The 20,125-nt window shown below is 70.7% G+C and carries 19 protein-coding genes; 9 read left to right on the top strand and 10 right to left on the bottom strand.

Annotated features, from left to right (window positions below):
* Window positions 1-5: 5 nt before the first annotated feature.
* Genes ABT070_RS27050 through ABT070_RS27025 form a run of 6 tightly spaced genes read right to left on the bottom strand, consistent with a single transcriptional unit; the run spans window position 6 to window position 5,789 of the window.
* Window positions 6-1,262 (bottom strand): cysteine desulfurase, encoded by a 1,257-nt coding sequence (locus tag ABT070_RS27050; RefSeq protein ID WP_351764468.1) that lies wholly within the window; start codon window positions 1,260-1,262, stop codon window positions 6-8.
* On the bottom strand, window positions 1,259-2,023 hold the full coding sequence (sufC, locus tag ABT070_RS27045) for a Fe-S cluster assembly ATPase SufC (protein WP_351764467.1): 765 nt from the start codon (window positions 2,021-2,023) through the stop codon (window positions 1,259-1,261). Before sufC ends, ABT070_RS27050 begins: the two co-directional genes overlap by 4 nt.
* Before the next feature lie 7 nt (window positions 2,024-2,030).
* Window positions 2,031-2,351 (bottom strand): non-heme iron oxygenase ferredoxin subunit, encoded by a 321-nt coding sequence (locus tag ABT070_RS27040; RefSeq protein WP_351764466.1) that lies wholly within the window; start codon window positions 2,349-2,351, stop codon window positions 2,031-2,033.
* Window positions 2,351-3,568 carry a Fe-S cluster assembly protein SufD gene (gene sufD, locus ABT070_RS27035; RefSeq protein WP_351764465.1) on the bottom strand — a complete coding sequence of 406 codons (1,218 nt, stop codon included), beginning with the start codon at window positions 3,566-3,568 and terminating at the stop codon, window positions 2,351-2,353. Before sufD ends, ABT070_RS27040 begins: the two co-directional genes overlap by 1 nt.
* Before the next feature lie 59 nt (window positions 3,569-3,627).
* Window positions 3,628-5,049, bottom strand: coding sequence for a Fe-S cluster assembly protein SufB (sufB, locus tag ABT070_RS27030; protein WP_351764464.1), 1,422 nt, complete (start codon window positions 5,047-5,049; stop codon window positions 3,628-3,630).
* A complete protein-coding gene (locus ABT070_RS27025) occupies window positions 5,046-5,789 on the bottom strand; it encodes a helix-turn-helix transcriptional regulator (protein WP_351764463.1) in 744 nt (247 codons plus the stop codon). The genes sufB and ABT070_RS27025 overlap by 4 nt, the downstream gene beginning before the upstream one ends.
* A gap of 183 nt (window positions 5,790-5,972) precedes the next feature.
* Here ABT070_RS27025 and ABT070_RS27020 point away from each other — a divergent pair, with 183 nt between their 5' ends.
* The 4 genes from ABT070_RS27020 (at window position 5,973) to ABT070_RS27005 (ending at window position 9,720) form a co-directional block, all read left to right on the top strand.
* Window positions 5,973-6,773 (top strand): AAC(3) family N-acetyltransferase, encoded by an 801-nt coding sequence (locus tag ABT070_RS27020; protein WP_351764462.1) that lies wholly within the window; start codon window positions 5,973-5,975, stop codon window positions 6,771-6,773.
* Window positions 6,774-6,871: 98 nt separating this feature from the next.
* Window positions 6,872-7,792: an ABC transporter ATP-binding protein gene (locus ABT070_RS27015; RefSeq protein WP_351764461.1), complete on the top strand. Its 921-nt coding sequence runs from the start codon at window positions 6,872-6,874 to the stop codon at window positions 7,790-7,792.
* Window positions 7,793-7,883: 91 nt separating this feature from the next.
* Window positions 7,884-8,654, top strand: coding sequence for an ABC transporter permease (locus ABT070_RS27010; protein ID WP_351764460.1), 771 nt, complete (start codon window positions 7,884-7,886; stop codon window positions 8,652-8,654).
* 55 nt (window positions 8,655-8,709) lie between these two features.
* A complete protein-coding gene (locus ABT070_RS27005; RefSeq protein ID WP_351764459.1) occupies window positions 8,710-9,720 on the top strand; it encodes a COX15/CtaA family protein in 1,011 nt (336 codons plus the stop codon).
* 1 nt (window position 9,721) lies between these two features.
* Here the strand turns inward: ABT070_RS27005 and ABT070_RS27000 are convergent, their stop codons facing one another.
* From ABT070_RS27000 to ABT070_RS26985, 4 genes are all read right to left on the bottom strand, one after another.
* Window positions 9,722-10,468: a nucleotidyltransferase domain-containing protein gene (locus ABT070_RS27000; RefSeq protein ID WP_351764458.1), complete on the bottom strand. Its 747-nt coding sequence runs from the start codon at window positions 10,466-10,468 to the stop codon at window positions 9,722-9,724.
* 18 nt (window positions 10,469-10,486) lie between these two features.
* A complete protein-coding gene (locus tag ABT070_RS26995) occupies window positions 10,487-11,593 on the bottom strand; it encodes an amidohydrolase family protein (protein WP_351764457.1) in 1,107 nt (368 codons plus the stop codon).
* A gap of 75 nt (window positions 11,594-11,668) precedes the next feature.
* On the bottom strand, window positions 11,669-12,025 hold the full coding sequence (locus ABT070_RS26990; protein ID WP_351764456.1) for a hypothetical protein: 357 nt from the start codon (window positions 12,023-12,025) through the stop codon (window positions 11,669-11,671).
* A 109-nt stretch (window positions 12,026-12,134) separates the two neighbouring features.
* On the bottom strand, window positions 12,135-13,052 hold the full coding sequence (locus ABT070_RS26985) for a heme o synthase (protein WP_351764455.1): 918 nt from the start codon (window positions 13,050-13,052) through the stop codon (window positions 12,135-12,137).
* 391 nt (window positions 13,053-13,443) lie between these two features.
* On the opposite strand from ABT070_RS26985, the gene tkt reads away from it, so the two are divergent.
* The 5 genes from tkt to pgl are packed head-to-tail and all read left to right on the top strand — an operon-like array spanning window position 13,444 to window position 20,119.
* Window positions 13,444-15,531 (top strand): transketolase, encoded by a 2,088-nt coding sequence (gene tkt / locus ABT070_RS26980; protein WP_351764454.1) that lies wholly within the window; start codon window positions 13,444-13,446, stop codon window positions 15,529-15,531.
* 33 nt (window positions 15,532-15,564) lie between these two features.
* Window positions 15,565-16,683, top strand: coding sequence for a transaldolase (tal, locus tag ABT070_RS26975; protein WP_351764453.1), 1,119 nt, complete (start codon window positions 15,565-15,567; stop codon window positions 16,681-16,683).
* A gap of 3 nt (window positions 16,684-16,686) precedes the next feature.
* Complete coding sequence (zwf, locus tag ABT070_RS26970; RefSeq protein WP_351764615.1) at window positions 16,687-18,210, top strand: glucose-6-phosphate dehydrogenase; 1,524 nt, start codon at window positions 16,687-16,689, stop codon at window positions 18,208-18,210.
* The gene (gene opcA / locus ABT070_RS26965; RefSeq protein ID WP_351764452.1) at window positions 18,207-19,340 is read left to right on the top strand and encodes a glucose-6-phosphate dehydrogenase assembly protein OpcA; all 1,134 of its coding nucleotides are present in this window, start codon (window positions 18,207-18,209) and stop codon (window positions 19,338-19,340) included. Before zwf ends, opcA begins: the two co-directional genes overlap by 4 nt.
* Window positions 19,337-20,119, top strand: coding sequence for a 6-phosphogluconolactonase (gene pgl, locus ABT070_RS26960; RefSeq protein WP_351764451.1), 783 nt, complete (start codon window positions 19,337-19,339; stop codon window positions 20,117-20,119). The genes opcA and pgl overlap by 4 nt, the downstream gene beginning before the upstream one ends.
* Window positions 20,120-20,125: the final 6 nt, after the last annotated feature.

Here is a 20,125-nt window from a genome sequence, read left to right as displayed (position 1 = left end):
GCCCCTCAGCCGAAGAAGTTCCGTACGTGCTCCAGACCGTCGACCAGAGCATCGATCTCGGCCGGCGTGGAGTACAGATAGAACGACGCTCGTGTGGTCGCGGGAATTCCGTAGCGCAGGCAGACGGGCCGCGCGCAGTGGTGACCCACGCGGACCGCGATGCCCTGCTCGTCCAGCACCTGGCCCACGTCGTGCGGGTGGATGTCGCCGAGCGTGAAGGAGATCGCCGCGCCCCGGTCCTCGGCCGTGGCCGGGCCGATGATCCGCAGGTCGGGGACCTCGGTCAGGCGCCGCACCGCGTACTCGGTGATCGCGTGCTCATGGGCGAGGATCTTGTCCATGCCGATCGCGGACAGGTAGTCGATGGCCGCGCCCAGACCGACCGCCTGCGCGATCGGCGGGGTGCCCGCCTCGAACTTGTGGGGCGCCGGGGCGTAGGTCGACGAGTGCATCGACACCGTCTCGATCATCTCGCCGCCGCCGAGGAACGGGGGAAGGTCCTCGAGCAGCTCCTGGCGGCCCCAGAGGACGCCGATGCCGGTCGGGCCGCACATCTTGTGGCCGGTGAAGGCCACGAAGTCGGCCTGGAGGGCCTGTACGTCCAGCGGCATGTGCGGCGCGGCCTGCGAGGCGTCGATGCACACCAGCGCGCCGACCTCCTGCGCGCGGCGCACTATCGCCTCGACCGGGTTCACGGTGCCGAGGATGTTCGACACCAGCACGAAGGAGACGATCTTCGTCTTCTCGGTGATGATCTCGTCGATGTTGGAGAGGTCGAGCCGGCCGTCGTCGGTCAGGCCGAACCACTTCAGCTTCGCGCCGGTGCGCTGCGACAGCAGCTGCCACGGCACGATGTTGGAGTGGTGCTCCATCTCCGTGATGACGATCTCGGTCTCGGAGTCCACCCGGTAGGGCTCGTCGGCCCAGCCGAGCATGTTCGCCACGAGGTTGAGCGACTCGGAGGCGTTCTTGGTGAAGATCACCTCGTCGCGGCTCGGCGCGTTGATGAACGCGGCGACCTTGTCGCGCGCCCCCTCGTACAGCGCCGTGGCCTCCTCGGCGAGCACATGCACACCGCGGTGGACGTTGGCGTTGTAGCGCTCGTAGTACTCGTTCAGGGCGTCCAGTACCTGGCGCGGCTTCTGCGAGGTCGCCGCGTTGTCCAGGTACACGAGCTTCAGACCGTCGTGGACCTGTCGGTCCAGGATGGGGAAGTCCTTGCGGATCGCCTCGGTGTCGAGGAGGCCCGGCAGCTGCGTCACGCGGATACGCCACCCTTCGTGTATGCCTCGTAGCCCTCGTTCTCCAGCTTGTCGGCGAGCTCGGCGCCGCCGGACTCGACGATGCGGCCGGCGGAGAAGACGTGGACGAAGTCGGGCTTGATGTAGCGCAGGATGCGCGTGTAGTGCGTGATCAGCAGGGTGCCGACCTCACCGGTCTCGCGGACGCGGTTGACGCCTTCGGAGACGATGCGCAGGGCGTCGACGTCCAGACCGGAGTCCGTCTCGTCGAGGATCGCGACCTTCGGCCTGAGCAGCTCCAGCTGGAGGATCTCGTGGCGCTTCTTCTCACCGCCGGAGAAGCCCTCGTTGACGTTGCGCTCGGCGAAGGAGGTGTCCATGTTGAGGCGCTGCATGGCCTCCTTGACCTCCTTCACCCAGGTGCGCAGCTTGGGGGCCTCGCCACGGATGGCGGTGGCGGAGGTGCGCAGGAAGTTCGACACGGAGACGCCGGGGACCTCGACCGGGTACTGCATGGCGAGGAAGAGGCCCGCGCGGGCGCGCTCGTCGACGGACATCTCGAGGACGTCCTCGCCGTCGAGCAGCACGGTGCCGCCGGTGACCGTGTACTTCGGGTGGCCCGCGAGCGAGTAGGCGAGGGTCGACTTGCCGGAGCCGTTGGGGCCCATGATGGCGTGCGTCTCGCCCTGCTTCACGGTGAGGTCGACGCCCTTGAGGATCTCCTTCGTGGCGTTGTCGGCCTCGACGGTGACGTGCAGGTCTCGGATTTCAAGCGTTGCCATGGGTGCCTCAGGACTCCTGGGTGAGGGAGACGAGCACGTCGTCCCCTTCGATCTTTACGGGGTATACGGGGACGGGGCGCGTCGCGGGAAGGCCGGACGGCTTGCCGGTGCGGAGGTCGAAGCTGGAGCCGTGCAGCCAGCATTCGATCTGACAGTCCTCCACCTCGCCCTCGGAGAGCGAGACGTTCGCGTGGGAGCAGATGTCGTGGATGGCGAACACCTCCCCCTCGGTACGGACGACCGAGACCGGCGTGCCGTCGAGTTCCACCCGTGTCGGGGTGTCCTCCGCCAGCTCGCTCAGCCCACAGGCGCGTACGAAGGCCGTCATCAGACCGTGGCCTCCAGCTCGGTCTCGATCCTGGCCAGCAGACGCTCCTCGATGTCGTCGACACCGATCTGCTGGACCAGCTCGGCGAAGAAGCCGCGGACGACCAGGCGACGGGCCTCGTCGGCTGGGATGCCGCGGGCCATCAGGTAGAAGAGCTGCTCGTCGTCGAAGCGGCCGGTGGCGGAGGCGTGTCCGGCGCCGACGATCTCGCCGGTCTCGATCTCCAGGTTCGGCACCGAGTCGACCCGCGCGCCGTCCGTGAGGACCAGGTTGCGGTTCATCTCGTAGGTGTCGGTGCCCTCGGCCTTGGCCTCGATGAGCACGTCACCGATCCACACGGCGTGCGCGCCCTCGCCCTGGAGGGCGCCCTTGTAGACGACGTTGGACTTGCAGTGCGGGACGTTGTGGTCGACCAGGAGGCGGTGCTCCTGGTGCTGACCGGCGTCCGTGAAGTACAGACCGAACAGCTCGGCCTCGGCGCCGGGGCCGGCGTACGCCACGCGCGGGTGGAGGCGGACGAGGTCGCCGCCGAAGGTCACCACGACCGACTTGAAGGTCGCGTCGCGGCCGACGAGGGCGTTGTGCTGGGCCACGTGCACGGCCTTGTCGTCCCAGTCCTGGACGGAGACGACGGTCAGCTTCGCGCCGTCCCCGAGGACGTAGTCGACGTTGGCGGCGACCACGGCGTCCCCGGTGTGGTCGATGACGACGACGGCCTCGGCGAAGGCGCCCAGCTCGATGACCTGGTGGCCGAAGGAGACCCCGCCCTCGCCGTGCACCGCGATGCGGATCGGCTCGGTGAGCACCGTCTCCTTGGGGACGGTGACCACGCCGGCCTTCTCGAACGCGGAGTACGCCTGGGCGGCGACCCGGTCCACCGGGGTGCCGGCCTTCCCGAGGCGCGGGTCGTCGCGGTCCACGAGCTCGACGACGACGCCCTCGGGCGCCTCGACGGCGACCTTCACGCCCTCGCCGGTCGCGACGGCGGTGCCGTCGTGCAGCCCGCGCAGCCGCTCCAGCGGCGTGAACCGCCACTCCTCCTCGCGACCGTGGGGGACCGGGAAGTCCGCCACGTCGAAGGACGCGGGCGCGCTCATGCGCGTGGCGACGGTCGACTCGGCGGCCACCGCGATCTGGCCGGCGGTCGTGCTGCCCACCGGTGGGGGTCCCCCCGCTTGAGCGGATTCGAAAGTGGGGGCGTTCTGAGCCTCAGCCATGGCTGTCGGTCTGCTCTCTTCCTACGTCAGATTTCGCTAGCTGCCTGTGGGGGGCGGTCTTAACCGACCGCGCCTTCCATCTGCAGCTCGATCAGCCGGTTGAGCTCGAGGGCGTACTCCATGGGCAGCTCCTTCGCGATGGGCTCGACGAAGCCGCGCACGATCATCGCCATCGCCTCGAACTCGGTCATGCCCCGGCTCATCAGGTAGAAGAGCTGGTCGTCGCTGACCTTGGAGACGGTGGCCTCGTGGCCCATGGACACGTCGTCCTCGCGGACGTCCACATAGGGGTACGTGTCGGAGCGGGAGATGGTGTCGACGAGCAGCGCGTCGCACAGCACGTTGGACTTGGAGCCGTGGGCGCCCTCGCCGATCTCGACGAGACCGCGGTAGGACGTACGGCCGCCGCCGCGCGCCACGGACTTCGACACGATGTTCGACGAGGTGTTCGGCGCCATGTGGACCATCTTGGAGCCGGCGTCCTGGTGCTGGCCCTCGCCCGCGAAGGCGATGGAGAGGGTCTCGCCCTTGGCGTGCTCGCCCATCAGGTAGACGGCCGGGTACTTCATCGTCACCTTGGAGCCGATGTTGCCGTCGATCCACTCCATGGTCGCGCCCTCGTACGCCACGGCGCGCTTGGTGACCAGGTTGTAGACGTTGTTCGACCAGTTCTGGATGGTCGTGTAACGGCAGCGGGCGTTCTTCTTGACGATGATCTCGACCACGGCGCTGTGCAGCGAGTCCGACTTGTAGATCGGGGCCGTACAACCCTCGACGTAGTGCACGTAGGCGCCCTCGTCGACGATGATCAGGGTCCGCTCGAACTGGCCCATGTTCTCCGTGTTGATACGGAAGTAGGCCTGGAGCGGGATCTCGACGTGCACGCCCTTCGGCACGTAGATGAAGGAGCCGCCGGACCACACCGCGGTGTTCAGCGACGCGAACTTGTTGTCGCCGACCGGGATGACCGTGCCGAAGTACTCCTTGAAGAGCTCCGGGTGCTCCTTCAGCGCGGTGTCGGTGTCGAGGAAGATGACGCCCTGCTCCTCCAGGTCCTCACGGATCTGGTGGTAGACGACCTCGGACTCGTACTGGGCCGCGACACCGGCGACGAGGCGCTGCTTCTCCGCCTCCGGGATGCCGAGCCTGTCGTACGTGTTCTTGATGTCCTCGGGCAGGTCCTCCCAGGACTCCGCCTGCTTCTCCGTGGAGCGCACGAAGTACTTGATGTTGTCGAAGTCGATGCCCGAGAGGTCGGAGCCCCAGTTGGGCATGGGCTTCTTGCCGAAGAGCCGCAGACCCTTGAGGCGCAGCTTCGTCATCCACTCCGGCTCGGACTTCTTGGCCGAGATGTCCCGGACGACGTCCTCGTTGATGCCGCGCTTCGCAGAGGCGCCGGCCGTGTCGGAGTCGGCCCAGCCGTATTCGTACTTACCCAGGCCCTCGAGTTCGGGGTGGGCAGTCTCCGTGGGGAGAGTCATGCGGGGTTCCTCCCGGCCGTGCTTGCAGATGCGTGGTGAGTGGCTGTGGAAACTTTGGGGATGAACGTCGTGCACACGCCGTCGCCGTGGGCGATGGTCGCCAGTCGCTGGACGTGCGTCCCGAGCAGCTGGGAGAAGATCTCGGTCTCCGCCTCGCAGAGCTGCGGGAACTTCTCGGCGACATGGGCGACGGGGCAGTGGTGCTGGCACAGCTGCTCGCCGACCGGTGCGCTGCGCGCCGTAGCAGCGTACCCGTCCGCGCTCAGGGCCTTGGCCAGGGCCTCGGTCCGCTCTTCCGGGGCGGCCGCCTCGATCGCCTGGCGGTACCCGGCGGCCTGTTCGGCGATCCGGGCGCGGGCGAAGGCGATGACGGCCTCGTCCCCGCCGAAGCGTTCCTGGATCCAGCGCAGGGCGTCCGCGGCGAGCGTGTCGTAGGACTGGTCGAAGGCGTCGCGGCCGCAGTCGGTGAGGGCGAAGGCCTTGGCGGGGCGTCCGCGGGTCCGTGCTCCGTACACCCGCTGCTCGCGGGCCGCCACGACGTCGTCGGCGACGAGCGCGTCGAGGTGGCGGCGGACGGCGGCCTGCGTGAGGCCCAGCCTGCCCGCCAGCTCGGCGACGGTCGACGGCCCGTGGTCCAGGATGGACCGCGCGACCCGGTTGCGCGTCGAGCGCTCACCGGTCGCGATCTCCTCCTGGGGGGTCCCCGTGGGGGTCTCCCGAACCTCGCCAACGTATTTCACAACGCCATTGTTGCGTAATTCCTCAGAGGCAGGCAAGCCGCGCCCGGATCGGGGAGCGGTGCCCTGCGTCACTTAGGTATACCTAATCTGACCTGCGGAAACGATCTTTGATCGATCGGGCGAGGATACCGTTGCGATAAAACCACTGGTCTGCGGAGCCCCCTTCCAGGACACTGCCGGACCATGCCCACACCCCCTCCCACCGGCCCACTTGTCACACGCGACACCCTCGCGGCGGAGCTTCGCGCGCTGGGTGTCGAACCCGGAGAAATCCTCCTCGTGCACTCCTCGCTCCGTTCACTCGGCTGGGTCTGCGGAGGCGCCGTCGCGGTCGTGCGGGGACTGCTCGACGCGGTCGGCCCGGACGGCACGCTCGTGGTCCCCACCCAGTCCGGCGACCTGTCCGACCCGGCCCTGTGGAGCAACCCGCCGGTCCCCGCGAACTGGTGGGAGCGGATCCGGGCGGCCATGCCCGCCTACGACCCCCTCATCACCCCCGCACTGGGCGTGGGCGTGATCCCCGAGACGGTCCGCACCTGGCCCGGCGCCCTGCGCAGCGCCCACCCGCAGACCTCGTTCGCGGCGCTCGGGGCGCGGGCCGCGGAACTGGTCGAGGGGCACGCCCCCGACTGCCGGCTCGGCGAGCACAGCCCGCTGGCCCGGCTGGAGAAGGCGGGGGCGCGGGTCCTGCTCCTCGGCGCCGGCTACCACACCTGCACCAGCTTCCACCTGGCCGAGTACCGGATCCCGGCCCCGCTCGTCGAGGTGGGCCGGCCCGGGCCCGACGGGACGTGGGAGGTCGTGACCGAGGTGTCGATCGACTCCGATCGCTTCGACGAGCTGGGCCATGACTTCGAGCGCGACCGTGACGTCGTACGGGGCACCGTCGGGGCGGCCGACGTACGGCTGTTTCCGGTCGCGGACGCCGTCGCCTACGCCCAGCGGTGGCTGCCGCTGCACCGGTCCCGCGAGGAGGAACTCTGAACCCGTCCGCCCGGCGCCCGCCCCCGCCGCCCTCGCGTCCGGCCGGTTCCCGCACCCCCCGGTCCGAGCCCGCACCCGCGAACCTAGACTCTTGAGCCATGCGAAGTGAGCCTGTCGTCCGGGTCGAGGCCCTGGTGAAGCGGTACGGGACCAAGACGGCGGTGAACGGCCTCGACCTGACGGCCCGGGCGGGCGTCACCGCCGTCCTCGGACCCAACGGCGCCGGCAAGACGACCACCGTCGAGACCTGCGAGGGATACCGCAGGCCGGACGCCGGCACGGTACGCGTCCTCGGCCTCGACCCGCAGAGACAGGCCCACGACCTGCGCCCGCGGATCGGCGTGATGCTCCAGTCGGGGGGCGTGTACTCCGGGGCCCGGGCCGACGAGATGCTCCGGCACGTGGCCGGGCTGCACGCCCACCCGCTTGACGTCGACGCCCTCGTCGAGCGCCTCGGCCTCGGCTCCTGCGGCCGGACGACGTACCGCCGCCTCTCCGGCGGCCAGCAGCAGCGGCTCGCGCTGGCGATGGCCGTCGTCGGCCGCCCGGAGCTGGTGTTCCTGGACGAGCCGACGGCAGGCCTGGACCCACAGGCCCGCCGCGCCACCTGGGAGCTGGTACGGGATCTGCGCGCGGACGGCGTCTCCGTCATCCTGACCACCCACTACATGGACGAGGCCGAACAGCTCGCCGACGACGTCGCGATCATCGACGCGGGCCGGGTCATCGCCCAGGGCTCCCCCGGGGAGCTGTGCCGCGGCGGCGCCGAGAACACCCTGCGCTTCACCGGCCGGCCCGGCCTCGACGTGACCTCCCTGCTCAAGGCCCTGCCCGCCGACAGCTCGGCCGAGGAGCTGACCCCGGGCTCCTACCGGGTGATGGGCAAGGTCGACCCGCAGCTGCTGGCGACGGTCACCTCGTGGTGCGCGCAGCACGGGGTGATGCCCGACCGGATCTCGGTCGAACGGCACACCCTGGAGGACGTCTTCCTGGAACTGACCGGCAAGGAGCTGCGCTGATGATCCCGGCACACACACGGACCTGCTGGGGGTCCGGGGGTCGTCCCCCGGGAGGACACAGCCTGGAACTGACCGGCAAGGAGCTGCGCTGATGACCGCCACGGGTACCTACGCCCCCCGGCCCGGCGCGGCGCCGCTGCCCCGCATGATCGGGAGCCAGGCGGTGCTGGAGACGAAGATGCTCCTGCGCAACGGCGAGCAGCTGCTGCTCACCGTCGTGATCCCCACCCTGCTGCTGGTGCTGTTCAGCACGGTGGACATCGTCGACACCGGCGCCGGCGAGGCGGTGGACTTCCTCACGCCCGGCATCCTCGCGCTCGCCGTGGTGTCGACGGCCTTCACCGGCCAGGCCATCGCGACCGGCTTCGAACGCCGTTACGGGGTGCTGAAGCGACTCGCCTCCTCCCCCCTCCCCCGCTGGGGCCTGATGGCGGCGAAGACGCTGTCGGTGCTGGTCACGGAGATCCTCCAGGTGATCCTCCTGACGGCGATCGCCTTCGCCCTCGGCTGGAACCCGCACGGCAACCCGGCGGCCGTCCTGCTGCTGCTCGTCCTGGGCACGGCCGCCTTCTCGGGCCTCGGCCTGCTGATGGCGGGCACCCTCAAGGCGGAGGCGACGCTGGCCGCGGCCAACCTGGTCTTCCTGCTGCTGCTGGTGGGCGGCGGGGTGATCGTCCCGCTCGACAAGTTCCCGTCCGGCGCCCAGGACGTGCTCGGTCTGCTGCCGGTCTCGGCCCTCTCGGACGGCCTGCGGGACGTGCTCCAGCACGGCGCGGGCATGCCCTGGGGCGACCTGGGGATCCTGGCGGTGTGGGCGGTCGTGGGACTCGCGGCGGCCGGCCGGTTCTTCCGCTGGGAGTAGCCGGACGCGCGGACCCGGGGACCCTCGTGAACGCGTGCACAAGCGGACGCCTACGATGGGACGCGTGCCAAACGTGACCCGTGCCGACGCCGTAGCCGCCGTGCGCAACCCGCTCGCCTTCATCGCCGCACGCTGGACCCCCGCCCGCCGGACGGTTCAGCGGGCGGCCCTGTACCCGCTCGTGATGTCGGTGGTCATCGTGGTCACCGGCGGTGCCGTACGGCTCACCGGCTCCGGCCTGGGCTGCCCGACCTGGCCCAAGTGCACCGAGGACTCGCTCACCGCGACCGGCGCGATGGGCTTCCACGGCGCCATCGAGTTCGGCAACCGCATGCTGACGTACGTGCTGTGCGCGGCCGTCGGCTGGGCGATCATCGCCGCACGCTCCGAGAAGCCGTACCGGCGGAGCCTGACCCGGCTGGGCTGGGCGCAGTTCTGGCTGGTGATGAGCAACGCCGTGCTCGGCGGGATCGTGGTGCTCGTCGGCCTCAACCCGTACACGGTCGCGGCGCACTTCCTGGCCGCCAGCGCGCTGCTCGCGGTCGCCGCGGTGATGTGGCAGCGCGCCCGGGAGGGCGACGGGGAACCCCGGCCGCTGGTCGGCAAGCCCGTGCAGCAGCTGGTGTGGTTCCTGGTCCTCGCCTCGACGCTGCTGATCGCCGTCGGCACGGTGGTGACCGGCGCGGGCCCGCACGCCGGTGACTCCAGCGAGGTCGAGCGGATGCCGCTGGACTGGGAGACGGTCGCCAAGCTGCACGCCGTGCTCGCCTGGATCGTGGTGACGCTGACCTTCGCCCTGTGGTTCATCCTCAAGGCGGTGGACGCGCCGAAGAACCCGCTGGACCGTACCCGGGACCTGTTCCTGGTGCTGCTCGGGCAGGGCGTCATCGGCTACGTCCAGTACTTCACCGACCTTCCCGAGGCCCTGGTCGGGCTGCACATGTTCGGCTCCTGCCTGGTGTGGATCGCTGTGCTGCGCGTGCTGCTGGCGCTGCGCGAGCGCCCCGAGGCGACGGTCGAGCTGCCGGGCCCGGCGGCCGAGGCGACGGTGGGCACGCGCGCGTGAGTCACCCGTACGAGGTGACCAGTCCGTCGATCGCCGGCCCCAGGTAGTCCCGGGTCAGCTCGGCCCGGCGGGCCGGCCATCCCGCGTCGGCCGGCCCGGCCCCCTCGTCGTAGCGGCGGCGCGCGATGTCGGCCACGACCTCCGACGGCGCCCCCAGCGCGGACAGTTCGTCGAGGGCCTGGCGCTTGGAGATCAGGCGGCCGTCCCGCACGGTCACCGTCGCCCGCGCGAAGGTCAGCAGCCCCAGATCGACCCAGACGTTCTGATGCCACAGCTGGGCCTTGTCGACGGCGGGCCGCCAGAAGTCCCGCTGGTCGCGGACGACGAAGTCGCCGAGTGCGCGGTCCGGCACGCGAGGAAGCAGCGCGCCGGGCGGTTTCCCGTACAGGACCCGCCCGAAGTCGAGCAGTTCGCGCCGGGTCACCGGGGTGACCGTCCGCCGGAACAGCTGACCGTGCGCCCAGGTGAGATGCCGCCGCTCCGGATCGGCGGCCCGGTCGGGCGTGAGATAGGTGCAGTGCAGCAGCGGGGCAAGCGGCTCGTTGCGCAGACGGGCGTGCAGCCGGCCCAGGTGCCACACGGCGCGCGGTGTGAGGGGCCCCGCCAGGACCGCGATCAGGTCCAGGTCGCTGCGGCCCTCCTGGTAGTCGCCCCCCGCGAGTGAACCGTGGGCCCACACGGCGACGGGGTCCAGGTCCGGGAGTCCGGCGAGGAATCGGTCGAGCAAGGCTTCCGTACGGCTCGTCATCCGCCCAGTCTGTCCATCTCAGCCGAGCCCGTACACCCGGCGTGCGTTGCCCGCCGCGATCAGTCCCGCCACCCGTTGCGCGTCCCCCGACGACCACGCGCCCTCCACGACCCAGCCGCCGAGCACCCGCGCCAGCGCCTCGCGGAACAGCCGTGCCCCGACCACGTGCAGCTCGGGCAGCCCCCCGGCCCCGCTGGAGAAGAGGATCTTGCCGAAGGGGGCCAGCTCCAGGATCTCCGCGAGGATCGTCGCGGCTCGCGCGCCGGTCCGGACGAGCGCGGCGCCGGAGTCGGCGTACACGTGCGGGAAGACGCCCGCGAGGTGGGCGGCGTGCCGGTGATAGGGGTAGCCGTGCAGCAGGACGAGGTCGGTGCCGAGGCCGGCCGTGGCCCGCACGAAGTCCGTCAGCAGCACCGGATCCGTACGGTCGACGCGCGCCCCCGGCTCGCCGAGTCCCGCGTGCAGCTGAAGGGGCAGCCCCGAGGCGACGGCGATCCACAGCAGGTGCCGCAGCAGCACCGGGTCGGTCAGCTCGCCGCCCACCCTGCGGCCCGCCAGCCAGCGGCCCGCCGCGCCCCGCACCTCGCCCGGCCCGGGCGGCTCGGGCGCGAGGGCGAGGCCGTGCCGGACGCCCGCGACGGAGGTGAAGGCCACGGCGTTCGCGGCGGCCCCGTGGACCGACTCGGCGAGGTTGGCGAGGAAGGACTCGACGGTGCCGGAGGTGTCGGCGACCTGCTCGGCGAGGGGTTCCAGGCGCACGATCTCCCGTGCCTCGGCGGCGCCGGCCGAGGCGAGCTCGCCCGGTCCGGTGAGGTCGCCGGGCAGGCCGGTGTCGACCAGGTACGTCGTGATGCCGCTGCCGCGCAGCAGCCGGCGGCCCGCTTCCAGTACGCCGAGTTCACGACGCCGGGCAAGATAACGGGCGGGTGGCGCGTGCGGTTCCAGACCGAGGAGCGGGGGGCACCAGCGGCGTACCGCGAACCCCGTCTGGGTGTCGAACAGCGTCGTGCCCGGGGCCGGCGGGCCCTCGGTGCGCGCCAGCTGGGCCTCGAAGGTGCCGAGGCCCAGCTCCGTTCTCAGGACGCCGTGGCAGTACTGGTCCACCAAGGACGGCGTTTCGATCATCCGGACTCCCGGGGAGCTGGACCACGTGGTTCCTACGGGTCCTAACGGGTGACCGGGGTGTCAGGTTGTTGCTGCTCAGCCGTTCTTCGGTCCGCCGACCTGGATCCCGGCCATCCGCGTCCACTCGTAGGGCCCCGTCTTCACCTTCGCCGCGAACTCGCCGTCGAAGGCTTCGTGGACGGTGATGCCGGCCTTCGCGACGGCCTGCCCGGCGACGGCGACCGAGGGGGCCACCAGGTCGCCCCAGCCGCCGTCCTCGCCGACGAGGACGATACGGGCGCCGCGCTCGCCGATGTACGCGATCTGGCCCTCGGCCCCGCCGTGCTGCTCGGCGAAGGCGTTGATCTGCTTGGCGAGCCGGGCCGCCCTGCGCTCGGCCTTCGCGGCCTGCTTGGCGTCGGCGCTCTCGTCGACCTGCTTGGTGTCTGCCATGGCCAGGATGCTACCGACGGGTAGATCGAACGGCGACGGCCGGGGTGCGTGGTGTTGACCACGCACCCCGGCCGTCGGCCGTCGGGGGAAACGCCGCCCGGCGCGGGACTCAGCGCAGGAAGGGGTCCACCGCGACCGCCACGAACAGCAGCGACACATAGGTGATCGACCAGTGGAACAGCCGCATCTCCTTCAGCTTCGCGCCCGAGGCCTCCGCCTTCGCGCGGCTCTGGAGCGCGTGCGCCTCCCACAGCCACCAGCCGCCGGCCACCAGCGCGACCGAGGGGTAGAACCACCCGGTGTAGCCCAGCGGGGTCAGCAGCAGCGAGACGGCGACCATCACCCAGCTGTAGAGGACGATCTGCTTGGCGACGGTCTTGTTGGAGGCGACGACCGGCAGCATCGGCACGCCCACCCGCGCGTAGTCGTCCTTGACCTTCATGGACAGCGGCCAGTAGTGCGGCGGCGTCCAGAAGAACATCACGAGGAAGAGGACGACCGGCGCCCAGGACACCGAGTCCGTCACGGCCGACCAGCCGATCAGGACCGGCATGCAGCCGGCGATACCGCCCCACACGATGTTCTGCGAGGTACGGCGCTTGAGGATCATCGTGTAGACGACGACGTAGAAGAGGAGCGCGCCGAGGGCGAGCCAGGCCGACAGCCAGTTGACGGTCAGACCGAACAGGAGTGTCGAGACCACCGCGAGGGTGATGCCGAAGGCGAGACATTCACGCGGACTGACCATTCCGGTGACCAGCGGGCGCTGCGAGGTGCGGTCCATCAACGCGTCGATGTCGCGGTCGATGTACATGTTCAGCGCGTTCGCGCCGCCCGCGGAGAGATAGCCGCCGAGGCAGGTCAGGACGACCAGACCGAGGTCCGGAACGCCCTGCTGTGCCAGGAACATCACCGGGACGGTGGTGATCAGCAGCAGTTCGATGATCCGCGGCTTGGTCAGCGCCACGAACGCCTTGACCCGGGCCCCGAACGGCCGCCGGCTCGGGCTCTGGCTCGTCCCGATCATCCCTACTGGACGGGATTCAACGGCCGTCACGCACACCCCTGACAGAGACTCCCAGCAAGCCCGCGGGTGTGAACTCCCCGTAAAGGCTCGCGCGTACCACGCCACTGTAGACGTTGCCCAGACCCCGACATTCGCGGGGGTGGGGTCGTGTTGGACAGCACCTGCGGAAGAGCCGGAGGGCACTCTGTTGAGCACTCGTACGAGCGGCTCCGTATTCACTTGCCGAACAGGGAACACACCGGTCGGGAGGCGGATCCCCGAGACTCCCGGCAGTCTGGAATGACTCGAAAAAATGCACGTTCTCACGGGGGTAGGCTCGACAACGGCCGGTGGGCGCCGCGTGCACCGGCATTCGACATGCGTGACATGTGGAGAGGAGCCCTGACCCAGGGTGAGCACCAAGCCGACCACCACAGACCTCGAGTGGACCGAGTTGGACCAGCGGGCCGTGGACACCGCCCGCGTCCTGGCCGCCGACGCCGTACAGAAGGTCGGCAACGGCCATCCCGGTACGGCGATGAGCCTGGCGCCTGCCGCGTACACCCTCTTCCAGAAGGTGATGCGGCACGACCCGGCGGACGCCGACTGGGTCGGCCGCGACCGCTTCGTGCTGTCCGCGGGCCACTCGTCGCTGACGCTGTACACCCAGCTGTACCTGGCCGGCTTCGGCCTGGAGCTGGACGACCTGAAGGCGTTCCGTACCTGGGGTTCGAAGACGCCGGGTCACCCGGAGTACGGCCACACCACGGGCGTCGAGACGACGACCGGCCCGCTGGGCCAGGGTGTCGCCAACGCCGTGGGCATGGCGATGGCCGCCCGCTACGAGCGCGGTCTGTTCGACCCGGAGGCCCCGGCCGGCGAGTCGCCCTTCGACCACTTCGTCTACGCGATCGCCGGTGACGGCTGCCTCCAGGAGGGCATCTCCGCCGAGGCGTCCTCGATGGCCGGTCACCAGAAGCTCGGCAACCTGGTCCTGCTGTGGGACGACAACCACATCTCGATCGAGGGCGACACGGAGACGGCCGTCTCCGAGGACACCGTCAAGCGGTACGAGGCGTACGGCTGGCACGTGCAGCGGGTCGCCCCCAAGCCCGACGGCGACCTGGACCCGCACGCCCTCTACGACGCGATCGAGGCCGCGAAGCTGGTGACGGACAAGCCGTCCTTCATCGCGATGCGCTCGATCATCGCCTGGCCCGCGCCGAACGCGCAGAACACCGAGGCCGCCCACGGCTCGGCGCTCGGCGACGACGAGGTCGCGGCCACCAAGCGCGTCCTCGGCTTCGACCCGGAGAAGTCCTTCGAGGTCGCGGACGAGGTCATCGGCCACACCCGGGGCGCCCTGGAGCGCGGCCAGGCGGCCCGCACCGTGTGGGAGAAGTCCTTCCAGCAGTGGCGGGACAACAACCCCGACCGCGCCGCGGAGTTCGAGCGCGTCGCCGCGGGCGAGCTGCCCACCGGCTGGGAGGAGAAGCTCCCGGTCTTCGAGCCCGGCAAGGGCGTCGCCACCCGTGCCGCGTCCGGCAAGGTGCTCCAGGCGCTGGGCTCGGTCATCCCCGAGCTGTGGGGCGGCTCGGCCGACCTCGCGGGTTCCAACAACACGACGATCGACAAGACGTCGTCGTTCCTCCCGGCGGACAACCCGCTGCCGGAGGCGGACCCGTACGGCCGCACGGTCCACTTCGGTATCCGCGAGCACTCCATGGCCGCGGAGATGAACGGCATCGCGCTGCACGGCAACACCCGCATCTACGGCGGCACGTTCCTCGTGTTCTCCGACTACATGCGCAACGCCGTGCGGCTGTCCGCCCTGATGCACGTGCCGGTGACGTACGTGTGGACGCACGACTCCGTCGGTCTCGGCGAGGACGGGCCCACCCACCAGCCGGTCGAGCACCTGGCCTCGCTGCGCGCGATCCCGGGCCTGAACGTCGTCCGCCCGGCCGACGCCAACGAGACGGCGATCGCCTGGCGCGAGATCCTCAAGCGCTGGACGAAGGTCTTCGGCAAGGGCGCTCCGCACGGTCTGGTCCTCACCCGCCAGGGCGTGCCGACGTACGAGCCCGACGAGAACGCGGCCAAGGGCGGGTACGTCCTGTTCGAGGCCTCCACCGGGACGCCCGAGGTGCTCCTCATCGCGACCGGCTCCGAGGTGCACGTCGCCGTCGAGGCGCGCGAGCGGCTGGAAGCCGACGGTGTGCCCACGCGCGTGGTGTCCATGCCGTCCGTGGAGTGGTTCGAGGAGCAGGACCAGGGGTACCGGGACAGCGTCCTGCCCCCGTCCGTCAAGGCCCGCGTCTCGGTCGAGGCGGGTATCGGTCTCACCTGGCACAAGTACGTCGGGGACGCCGGCCGCATCGTTTCCCTGGAGCACTTCGGTGCTTCCGCCGATGGCAAGGTCCTCTTCCGGGAGTACGGCTTCACTGCCGAGAACGTGGCCGACAAGGCCCGGGAATCCCTCGCCGCCGCCCAGCGCTGACGCTCACATACGACACGTAGGAGATGTAATTCCATGACAGACGCACTCAAGCGCCTCTCCGAAGAAGGCGTCGCGATCTGGCTGGACGACCTGTCGCGCAAGCGGATCACGTCCGGCAACCTGGCCGAACTGATCGACCAGCAGCACGTCGTGGGCGTCACCACCAACCCGTCGATCTTCCAGAAGGCCATCTCGCAGGGCGACGGCTACGACCAGCAGCTGTCGGACCTCGCCGCCCGCAAGGTCACCGTCGAAGAGGCCATCCGCATGATCACGACGGCGGACGTCCGCGACGCCGCCGACATCCTGCGCCCGGTCTTCGACGCCACCGGCGGCCAGGACGGCCGGGTCTCGATCGAGGTCGACCCGCGCCTGGCGCACCACACCAAGCCGACCGTCGCCGAGGCCAAGCAGCTCGCCTGGCTGGTCGACCGCCCCAACACGCTCATCAAGATCCCGGCCACGCTGGGCGGCCTGCCGGCGATCACCGAGGTCATCGGCCTCGGCATCAGCGTCAACGTCACGCTGATCTTCTCGCTGGAGCGCTACCGCCTGGTCATGGAGGCCTACGTGGCCGGCCTGGAGCAGGCCAAGGAGCACGGCCTGGACCTGTCGAAGATCCACTCCGTGGCGTCCTTCTTCGTGTCCCGCGTGGACACCGAGATCGACAAGCGGCTCGACGCACTCGGCACGGACGAGGCCAAGGCCGCCCGCGGCAAGGTGGGCCTGGCCAACGCGCGGCTCGCCTACCAGGCGTACGAGGAGGTCTTCGCCGGCGAGCGCTGGGCCGCGCTGGAGAAGGCGGGCGCCAACAAGCAGCGTGCGCTGTGGGCCTCCACCGGCGTGAAGGACCCCGCCTACAAGGACACCCTGTACGTGGACGACCTGGTGGCGCCGAACACGGTGAACACCATGCCGGAGGCGACCCTGTTCGCCGCCGAGGACCACGGCGTGATCACCGGCAACACCATCGCCGGCACCTACGAGCAGGCCCGCGCCGAGATCGACGCCGTCGAGAAGCTCGGCATCTCCTACGACGAGGTGGTCCAGCTCCTCGAGGACGAGGGCGTGGAGAAGTTCGAGGCGTCCTGGAACGACCTGCTCAAGTCGACCGAGGCGGAGCTCCAGCGCCTCGCCCCCACGGAGGGCTGAACTCTGTCGAGCAGCAACCCGCTGCGTGACCCCGCCGACCGACGGCTCCCGCGTATCGCGGGGCCGTCGGGCCTGGTCATCTTCGGCGTCACGGGCGATTTGTCCCGGAAGAAGCTCATGCCCGCCGTGTACGACCTCGCCAACCGGGGTCTGCTGCCGCCGGGCTTCTCGCTGGTCGGCTTCGCCCGCCGCGAGTGGGAGCACGAGGACTTCGCACAGGAGGTCCACGACGCCGTCAAGGAACACGCCCGCACACCCTTCCGCGAGGAGGTCTGGCAGCAGCTCGTCCAGGGCATGCGCTTCGTGCAGGGCACCTTCGACGACGACGACGCCTTCGAGCGGCTGCGCGGCACGATCGAGGAACTCGACAAGGCGCAGGGCACGGGCGGCAACTTCGCCTTCTACCTGTCCGTTCCGCCGCGCTCCTTCCCGGTGGTCATCCAGCAGCTGAAGAAGCACGGGCTGGCCGACCAGAAGAACGGCTCCTGGCGACGCGCGGTCATCGAGAAGCCCTTCGGTCACGACCTCGCCTCGGCCGAGGACCTCAACAAGGTCGTCCACGAGGTCTTCGGCTCGGACCAGGTCTTCCGCATCGACCACTACCTGGGCAAGGAGACCGTCCAGAACATCATGGCGCTGCGCTTCGCCAACACGATGTTCGAGCCGATCTGGAACCGGTCCTTCGTGGACCACGTGCAGATCACGATGGCCGAGGACATCGGCATCGGCGGCCGGGCCGGCTACTACGACGGCATCGGCGCCGCCCGTGACGTCATCCAGAACCACCTGCTCCAGCTCATGGCCCTCACGGCCATGGAGGAGCCGGCCTCCTTCGACGCGGACGCGCTGGCCGCCGAGAAGACCAAGGTGCTCGGCGCGGTCCGGCTGCCGAAGGACCTGGGCCTCGCCACCGTGCGCGCCCAGTACGCGGCCGGGTGGCAGGGCGGCGAGAAGGCCGTCGGCTACCTCGAAGAGGACGGCATCGACCCCCAGTCGAAGACCGACACCTACGCGGCCGTCAAGCTGGAGGTCGACAACCGCCGCTGGGCGGGCGTCCCCTTCTACCTGCGCACCGGCAAGCGCCTCGGCCGCCGGGTCACCGAGATCGCGGTCGTCTTCCAGCGCGCCCCGCACTCCCCCTTCGACTCCACGGCCACCGAGGAGCTCGGCGCGAACGCGATCGTCATCCGCGTCCAGCCGGACGAGGGCATCACGGTCCGCTTCGGCTCCAAGGTGCCCGGCACCTCGATGGAGATCCGGGACGTGTCGATGGACTTCGCCTACGGCGAGTCCTTCACGGAGTCCTCGCCCGAGGCGTACGAGCGCCTCATCCTGGACGTGCTGCTGGGCGACTCGAACCTCTTCCCCCGCACGGAAGAGGTGGAGCTGTCCTGGAAGATCCTCGACCCGATCGAGCGGTACTGGGACAAGAACGGCAAGCCCGCGCAGTACCCGTCGGGCACGTGGGGGCCGGTCGAGGCCGACGAGATGCTCGAGCGAGACGGACGGAGCTGGCGCCGGCCATGAAGACAGACCTCACGGACACCACTGCCAGCAAGATCAACAAGGCGTTGGTGCAGGGCAGGCGCGCGATAGGCACACCCGCCGTCGGCATGGTGCTCACCCTCGTCGTCGTCACGGACGAGGAGAACGCCTACGACGCCCTGAAGGCCGCCAACGACGCGTCCCGCGAGCACCCCTCGCGCACGCTCGTGGTCATCAAGCGCGTCTCGCGGTCCCCCCGGGGCCGCACCCAGTCCCGCCTCGACGCCGAGGTACGCCTCGGCGCGGACGCGGGCAGCGGCGAGACGGTGATCCTCCGGCTCTACGGCGAGGTCTCCGACCACGCCCAGTCCGTCGTCCTGCCGCTGCTGCTGCCGGACGCCCCGGTGGTGGTCTGGTGGTCGGTGGACGCCCCGCGCGACCCGGCGGGCGACCCGCTGGGCGCCCTGGGCCAGCGCCGGGTCACCGACAGCTACGCGGCCGAGAAGCCCATCAACGAGCTGCGGGGCCGCGCCGAGAGCTACGAGCCGGGCGACACCGACCTGGCCTGGGCCCGGATCACCCCGTGGCGCTCGATGCTGGCCGCCGCCCTCGACCAGGTCAGCTGCGAGATCGTCTCCGCCGAAGTGGCGGGCGAGGAGTCCAACCCGAGCGTCGAACTGCTCGCCATGTGGCTCGCCGACCGGCTCCATGTGCACGTCCGCCGCGCGATCTCGGCCGGCCCGGGTCTGACCCAGGTCCGGATGGAGACCACCGGCGGACCGATCACGCTGCACCGGTCGGACGGTGCGATGGCCACGCTGGCACTGCCGGGCCAGCCGGACCGCGCGGTGGCGCTCAAGCGCCGCGAGACGTCCGAGCTGCTCGCGGAGGAGCTGCGCAGGCTCGACCCCGACGACACGTACGCCTCCGCCCTGCGGTTCGGCGTGGACCGGCTGGGCGGCATCCAGTCGGCCGCGGAGCGGGAGGCGGAGCGGGCCGAGGCCGCCGGCCAGCCCACCCCGTCCCTCCCGGTCCGCGCGGTGCCGGAATCGGCGGGCGCGGGCCGTGACGCCGCGCCGGCCGTGCCGTCCGCGGCCCCGGCCGGCCACGGCGACGCCGACCGGCCCTCACCGGCGCAGATGCCCCCGGTCAGGAAAGCGGACCCGCAGTGAGCACTCCCCAGCTGGTCGTGCACCACGACAAGGAACTGATGGCGCAGGCCGCCGCGGCCCGCCTCATCACGAAGATCGTGGACGCCCAGGCCTCCCGGGGCCAGGCGTCCGTGGTCCTCACGGGTGGTCGCAACGGCAACGGCCTGCTGGCCGCGCTGGCCGCCGCGCCCGCGCGCGACGCCGTCGACTGGGCCCGGCTGGACCTGTGGTGGGGCGACGAGCGCTTCGTGCCCGAGGGCGACCCGGAGCGCAACGTCACGCAGGCCCGTGAGGCCCTGCTGGACTCCGTCCCGGTGGACCCGAAGCGCGTGCACGCCATGCCCGCGTCCGACGGTCCGTACGGCGCCGACGTGGAGGCGGCCGCGGCCGCCTACGCGGAGGAGCTGGCCCGCGCGGCCGGCCCCGAGAACCACGGCGACGTGCCCGCCTTCGACGTCCTGATGCTGGGCGTCGGCCCGGACACCCATGTGGCCTCGCTCTTCCCGGAGCTGCCGGCCGTACGGGAGACCGAGCGCACGGTGGTGGGCGTGCGCGGTGCGCCCAAGCCCCCGCCGACCCGGATCACCCTCACCCTCCCGGCGATCCGGGCGGCCCGTGAGGTGTGGCTGCTCGCGGCCGGCGAGGACAAGGCACAGGCCGCGGCGATCGCACTGTCCGGCGCGGGCGAGATCCAGGCCCCGGCGGCGGGCGCCCGGGGCCGCTCCCGCACCCTGTGGCTCCTGGACGCGGCCGCGGCCTCCCGGCTTCCCCGGTCGCTGTACCCTCCGGCGTCCGCCTGACACGGT

The sequence above is a fragment of the Streptomyces sp. NPDC002884 genome (genome assembly GCF_040295245.1).
Taxonomy (GTDB): domain Bacteria; phylum Actinomycetota; class Actinomycetes; order Streptomycetales; family Streptomycetaceae; genus Streptomyces.
This window is presented reverse-complemented; position numbering and strand designations above follow the sequence as displayed.